This window comes from Shigella sp. FC1967 (assembly GCF_001743005.1).
Lineage (GTDB): Bacteria > Pseudomonadota > Gammaproteobacteria > Enterobacterales > Enterobacteriaceae > Proteus.
Map to the genome: position 1 here is coordinate 1 of NZ_MIIZ01000667.1, position 5,157 is coordinate 5,157.

The 5,157-nt window shown below is 36.2% G+C and carries 5 protein-coding genes and 2 pseudogenes; 5 read left to right on the plus strand and 2 right to left on the minus strand.

Features of this window, described 5'->3' with window-relative positions:
• Positions 1-85 precede the first annotated feature (85 nt).
• Complete coding sequence (def, locus tag BHE89_RS09210) at positions 86-598, minus strand: peptide deformylase (protein WP_128860419.1); 513 nt, start codon at positions 596-598, stop codon at positions 86-88.
• A gap of 130 nt (positions 599-728) precedes the next feature.
• Between def and dprA the strand changes: the two genes are divergently transcribed.
• From dprA to BHE89_RS09235, 5 genes and pseudogenes are all read left to right on the plus strand, one after another.
• Positions 729-1,874 carry a DNA-processing protein DprA gene (dprA, locus tag BHE89_RS09215; protein WP_069368792.1) on the plus strand — a complete coding sequence of 382 codons (1,146 nt, stop codon included), beginning with the start codon at positions 729-731 and terminating at the stop codon, positions 1,872-1,874.
• Between the two features lie 18 nt (positions 1,875-1,892).
• Positions 1,893-2,452: pseudogene (locus BHE89_RS09220) on the plus strand (DNA topoisomerase family protein).
• Entirely contained in the window at positions 2,445-3,014 is a 570-nt protein-coding gene (tsaC, locus tag BHE89_RS09225; RefSeq protein ID WP_069368794.1) for an L-threonylcarbamoyladenylate synthase type 1 TsaC, read from the plus strand. Before BHE89_RS09220 ends, tsaC begins: the two are co-directional and overlap by 8 nt.
• Before the next feature lie 5 nt (positions 3,015-3,019).
• Positions 3,020-3,846, plus strand: a pseudogene (gene aroE / locus BHE89_RS09230) (shikimate dehydrogenase).
• An 81-nt stretch (positions 3,847-3,927) separates the two neighbouring features.
• Complete coding sequence (locus BHE89_RS09235) at positions 3,928-4,104, plus strand: DUF1488 family protein (protein WP_458694211.1); 177 nt, start codon at positions 3,928-3,930, stop codon at positions 4,102-4,104.
• Here the strand turns inward: BHE89_RS09235 and BHE89_RS09240 are convergent.
• Positions 4,080-4,643: a gamma carbonic anhydrase family protein gene (locus BHE89_RS09240; protein WP_069368797.1), complete on the minus strand. Its 564-nt coding sequence runs from the start codon at positions 4,641-4,643 to the stop codon at positions 4,080-4,082. The genes BHE89_RS09235 and BHE89_RS09240 overlap by 25 nt on opposite strands.
• Positions 4,644-5,157: the final 514 nt, after the last annotated feature.

A 5,157-nucleotide genomic window follows, 5' to 3' on the forward strand; every position in this document is an offset into this window, starting at 1 on the left:
CAAAATCCGGTGTTCCCGCAAAAATAATACGTAATGAATCAGACACGTTCTCTTCCTGTTTCAATTTAACTGTTACTGTCCTGCTTTAGCTCTTTTTTTTATCTAGCTTATCGAGTTTTTCAACTTTTTGGCGGATGCGTTGGCGTTTTAATGGAGATAAATAATCTACAAATAATTTACCAACTAAATGATCCATTTCATGTTGAATACAGATAGCTAATAAATCATCAGCTTCTAACTCAAAAGGTTGACCATTGTAATCAAGCGCTTTTACTTTTACGTGCTCGGCACGAGGAATGAAAGCACGTTGTTCTGGGATAGATAAACAACCTTCTTCTATGCCGGTATCACCATTGGCATCAAGAAGTTCTGGGTTTATTAATACCAGTCTTTGATCTCTTGTTTCAGAGATATCAATGACGATAATACGCTGGTGAATATTCACCTGTGTTGCAGCTAAACCGATACCTTCTTCCAAATACATTGTTTCAAACATATCATCGACAATTTTTTGAATTTCGGCATCAACTTTTTCGACTGGCTTTGCAATCGTGCGAAGGCGCTCGTCTGGATAATGTAATACGTGTAACACTGCCATAATTTATTCGGACTGTTTCTAAAATGTGAATAGGATTTAATGTCTATTCTAGACATTTATTGTCTAGATTGACAGTATTTGGTGTGTTTAGCACTTACCCTGTTTACTAAAATTAATATTAGGATAATGCATGGATGCTAGAGAAATATGGATAAGGCTTAATGCTGTTTCAAGACTCCCTATTAATAAAGCGATTCAAATTGCAAAGTATCTACAATCTCTGACTCAGTTAAATCAAAGACTATTAATAGGTTGTGGTCTGTCAGAGCAGCAAAGTCATCAATTTTTAAGACTTCATGCAAATGCTGTCAATGATACATTAAAGTGGTTAGATAAAAATGAATCATCATTATTAACAATTACAGATTCAGATTATCCTTCTTTATTAAAGCAAATTTCATCACCGCCACTTTTGCTTTTTGTTGCAGGAAATAGGCAGCATTTAAAAAGCACACAAATTGCATTAATTGGTAGTCGAGTTGCTACACCATATGGTTCCAAATGGGCTACTTATTTTGCACAGGAATTAGTAAAGAAAGAACTCACTATTACAAGTGGGTTAGCCCAAGGTATTGATGGTATAGGACATAGAAGTGCATTAAAGAATAATGGTATTACTATTGCTGTGCTAGGAAGCGGCTTAGAGCAAATTTATCCGTCATTTCATCGCACTCTTGCAGCACAAATAAAAGAATCAGGCCTTATTATTTCTGAACATTTACCTATGACACCACCGTTAGCTCGCCATTTTCCTCAACGTAATCGAATTATTAGTGGGCTAAGTACTGCACTGCTTATTATCGAAGCGGGAATTAAAAGTGGTTCTTTAATAACAGCAAATTATGCTCTGCAACAAGGTAAAGAATTGTTTGTGTTACCTGGATTATTAGGAGATGCTCATTTTGAAGGTAATCACCAGCTTATTAAGCAGGGTGCAAATTTAGCGTCTTCGCCTGAAGATATTCTGGAATATTTAACTAGCTCTTTGCAATGGCTTATTTGTGATAATGAGCATCAACAAAAACTAATAACGGAAGAAGATACAACGCTTATTAATAATGAAAAACGAGAGGCTAAAATAGAGCAATTTACCTCTGAACAACAACACGCAATGGATGTGATATTGCCTTTTCTATATTTTAATAAAACAATACCTATTGATATTATTGCTCAGAAGAGTGGATTATCTACTTCTGAATTAGCTCCTCTTTTATTAGAACTTGAGCTTATTGAAAAAGTCGCTATTGTGGCTGGTGGCTATATTCGATTGGAATAAGTGTAATGAGGTAAAACAATGGCAAAGAATATGCCGTTTACACAGCAACCTGAACAGGAAAAGTGTCCTGAATGTGGTAGCGCATTAGTGATAAAAAATGGAGGGCATGGTCCTTTTTTTAGGATGCTCTGCTTATCCTGAGTGCCACTATATTAAAACACTGAAACCACAAGGTGATGGACAAATTCTCAAAGTGCTAGAAGGACAACCTTGTAAATGCTGTGGTGCTGATTTAGTTTTACGTCAGGGGAAATTTGGGATGTTTATTGGGTGTAGCAATTATCCCGAGTGTGAACATATAGAGCAAATTGATAAACCTGATGAAACTGTTATATCTTGTCCTCAATGTGAAAAAGGAAAGCTATTACAACGTAAGTCTCGGTTTGGTAAAACATTTTATGCTTGTAACCAATATCCTGAATGTCAATTTGTATTAAATAACAAACCTGTTAATGGTAAATGTGAATATTGCCACTATCCATTATTGATGGAAAAAAAGGTCTTCTCAAGGAGTAAGATTGGTGTGCGCCAGCAAATTATGTGGAAAGCAACAAACAAAAAGAGAAGAACATGAATAACGAAGCATCACCTGTAAGCAATACGATTATAGAAGCATTAAAAAATAATAAAGTTATCGCATATCCAACAGAAGCTGTATTTGGGGTTGGTTGTGATCCTGATAGCGAGCACGCTGTTATGGCACTATTAATGTTAAAACAGCGTTCAATTGAAAAAGGACTAATTTTAATTGCTGATAACTATGAGCAATTAAAACCTTATATTGATGATAGTGCATTAACACAAACCCAACGAGATAGAATGTTCGCATCTTGGCCTGGACCTGTTACATGGGTTATTCCTGCCAAATCTACGACACCAAAGTGGTTAACTGGAAAATTTGATTCTTTAGCCGTGAGAGTAACAGATCATTCTATTGTTAAAGAGTTATGTTTAGCTTATGGAAAACCTTTAGTTTCAACGAGTGCTAATTTAAGTGGATTACCACCATGTCGTACAGTTGAAGAAGTGAGAAAACAATTTGAAAATACAATCCCTATCGTTGAAGGAATGGTTGGTGGTAGACAGAATCCTTCTGAAATCCGAGATGCATTAACAGGTGAATTGTACCGACAAGGGTGATTGTGATGGAAAAATATTTAGTGATGGGGAACCCTATCGAGCATAGTCAGTCCCCTTTTATTCACCAATTTTTTTCAAGACAAACAGGAATAGAGTATGGTTATGGACGTTTACTTGTTCCTTTAGGTGAATTTGATAAAGTCGCCTCACATTTTTTTTTCTAGTGGAGGCCGAGGTGCTAATGTTACTGTGCCATTTAAAGAAGATGCATTCCGCTTTGTGGACAAATTAACAAATAGAGCAAAAGCATGTGGTGCAGTTAACTCTATTGTTAAATTAGAAGATGGATCACTTCTTGGTGATAATACTGATGGACAAGGACTTATTCTGGATTTAGCAAGGCTCGATTTTATTGTGCCTAATAAAGTTAAATCTGTCTTAGTTATTGGCGCTGGTGGCGCAACAAGAGGAATACTACTTCCATTACTTGATTACGATTGTGACATTACTTTAACCAATCGTACATTTACAAAAAGCTGAGCAATTAGTAAAAGAGTTTAGTCAATTTGGAACGATCAGAGCAATAGCAGCAGAAGAGGTTGCTGATAGACATTACGATTTAATTATAAATGCATCTGCATCTAGTATGACTAATGATTTACCACCTATCCCTAATGAAGTTTATGGTTTTGAAACAGCATGTTATGACCTTTATTATCAAACCGGAATGACTTCGTTTCTATATAACGCATTAAAACATGGAAGTACGCGTTTGTCAGATGGTTTAGGTATGCTAGTAGGACAAGCGGCTTATGCATTTGAATTGTGGTATGAACTTGTACCAGATATTAACCCCGTCCTTAATATATTAAGAGAAAGATTGAATCAATGAATCAATTCATTCAATTTCCAGATCGTGAAATATGGCTAGCTGAGAATAAGAGCGTTTTTTTTTCCTGTCATGATCAATGGAATGCTTTTTGATTGTAAAATTACAGAGCAAGAGCTTATTGAGCGTTTTGGGATGGGTGAGGGAATTTTATTATTTAAACAAAATCGTTGGGACATTGAAGAAGAATTTGAAGAGTTGGTAACAGAGTATGAGTTATCAACTCTCCATCCTATTTATTCTTTATCAATGGTAGATTGATGAGTGGCTAAATAGTTATTTTTCCATCCGACATAATTATTAGCAGAATAGATAAAGTGTTCTATTTCTGCTGATGAAAGAGGGCGAATTTTTTTCACAGGACTTCCTAAGTAAAGAAAACCACTTTCAAGTCGCTTTCCTGGAGGAACTAAACTACCTGCACCAATCATGACATCGTCTTCAACAATTGCGCCATCAAGTAAAATAGAACCCATTCCAACGAGAACACGATCTCCGATTGTGCATCCGTGTAGCATGGCTTTATGCCCAACAGTGACGTTATTACCAATAATAAGAGGAAAACCTTCAGGATCATTGGGGGAGATATGAGTGACATGAAGAACCGAACCATCTTGAATATTTGATCTTTTCCCAATACTCACGTAATTCACATCACCACGAATAACAACCATAGGCCAGATACTGACATCTTCACTAATACGAACATCTCCGATAACAGTTGCTGTCTCATCAATAAAAACATTCTTATCAATAGATGGTGAAAGATGTAAGTAATTCCTGATCATTGATTTCCTCATAATTTAACCTCGTACTTGGTTTCATTTCATTATAAGAAAAGCATAGCAGTGGATAGGGTAGGCTGGCGAGAGCAATGATTTTTAATGGTGCATGACTATTAAAGTCGACAATAAAAAGAGAAAGTAGAGCAATAGAGCGTGATTGATAGAATATATCGAATAGACAATAACAAGATAAGGCGTATATTTTTTATACACAAAAAGGTGTTTTCCGTATCAAAAATAGACGTAAAGTTCAAAAAAGAGAACGAACGGAAAAAAAAATTGAAATAAACACTTGCGCTAATCCGAGATCTCCCTATAATGCGCATCCACTGACCGACGATGAGCTGACAACAGCCACGAAGGACAGTGAAGAGAAAAGAAAAAAGTTTGAAAAAACTCTTGACTCTTCAGAGGAACAACGTATTATACGCCTCCTCGCAACAACGCAGAAGACCGGAAACGGCAGCGAATGTTGCACTGCTCTTTAACAAATTATCAGACAATCTGTGTGGGCACTCGCAGAGACGAT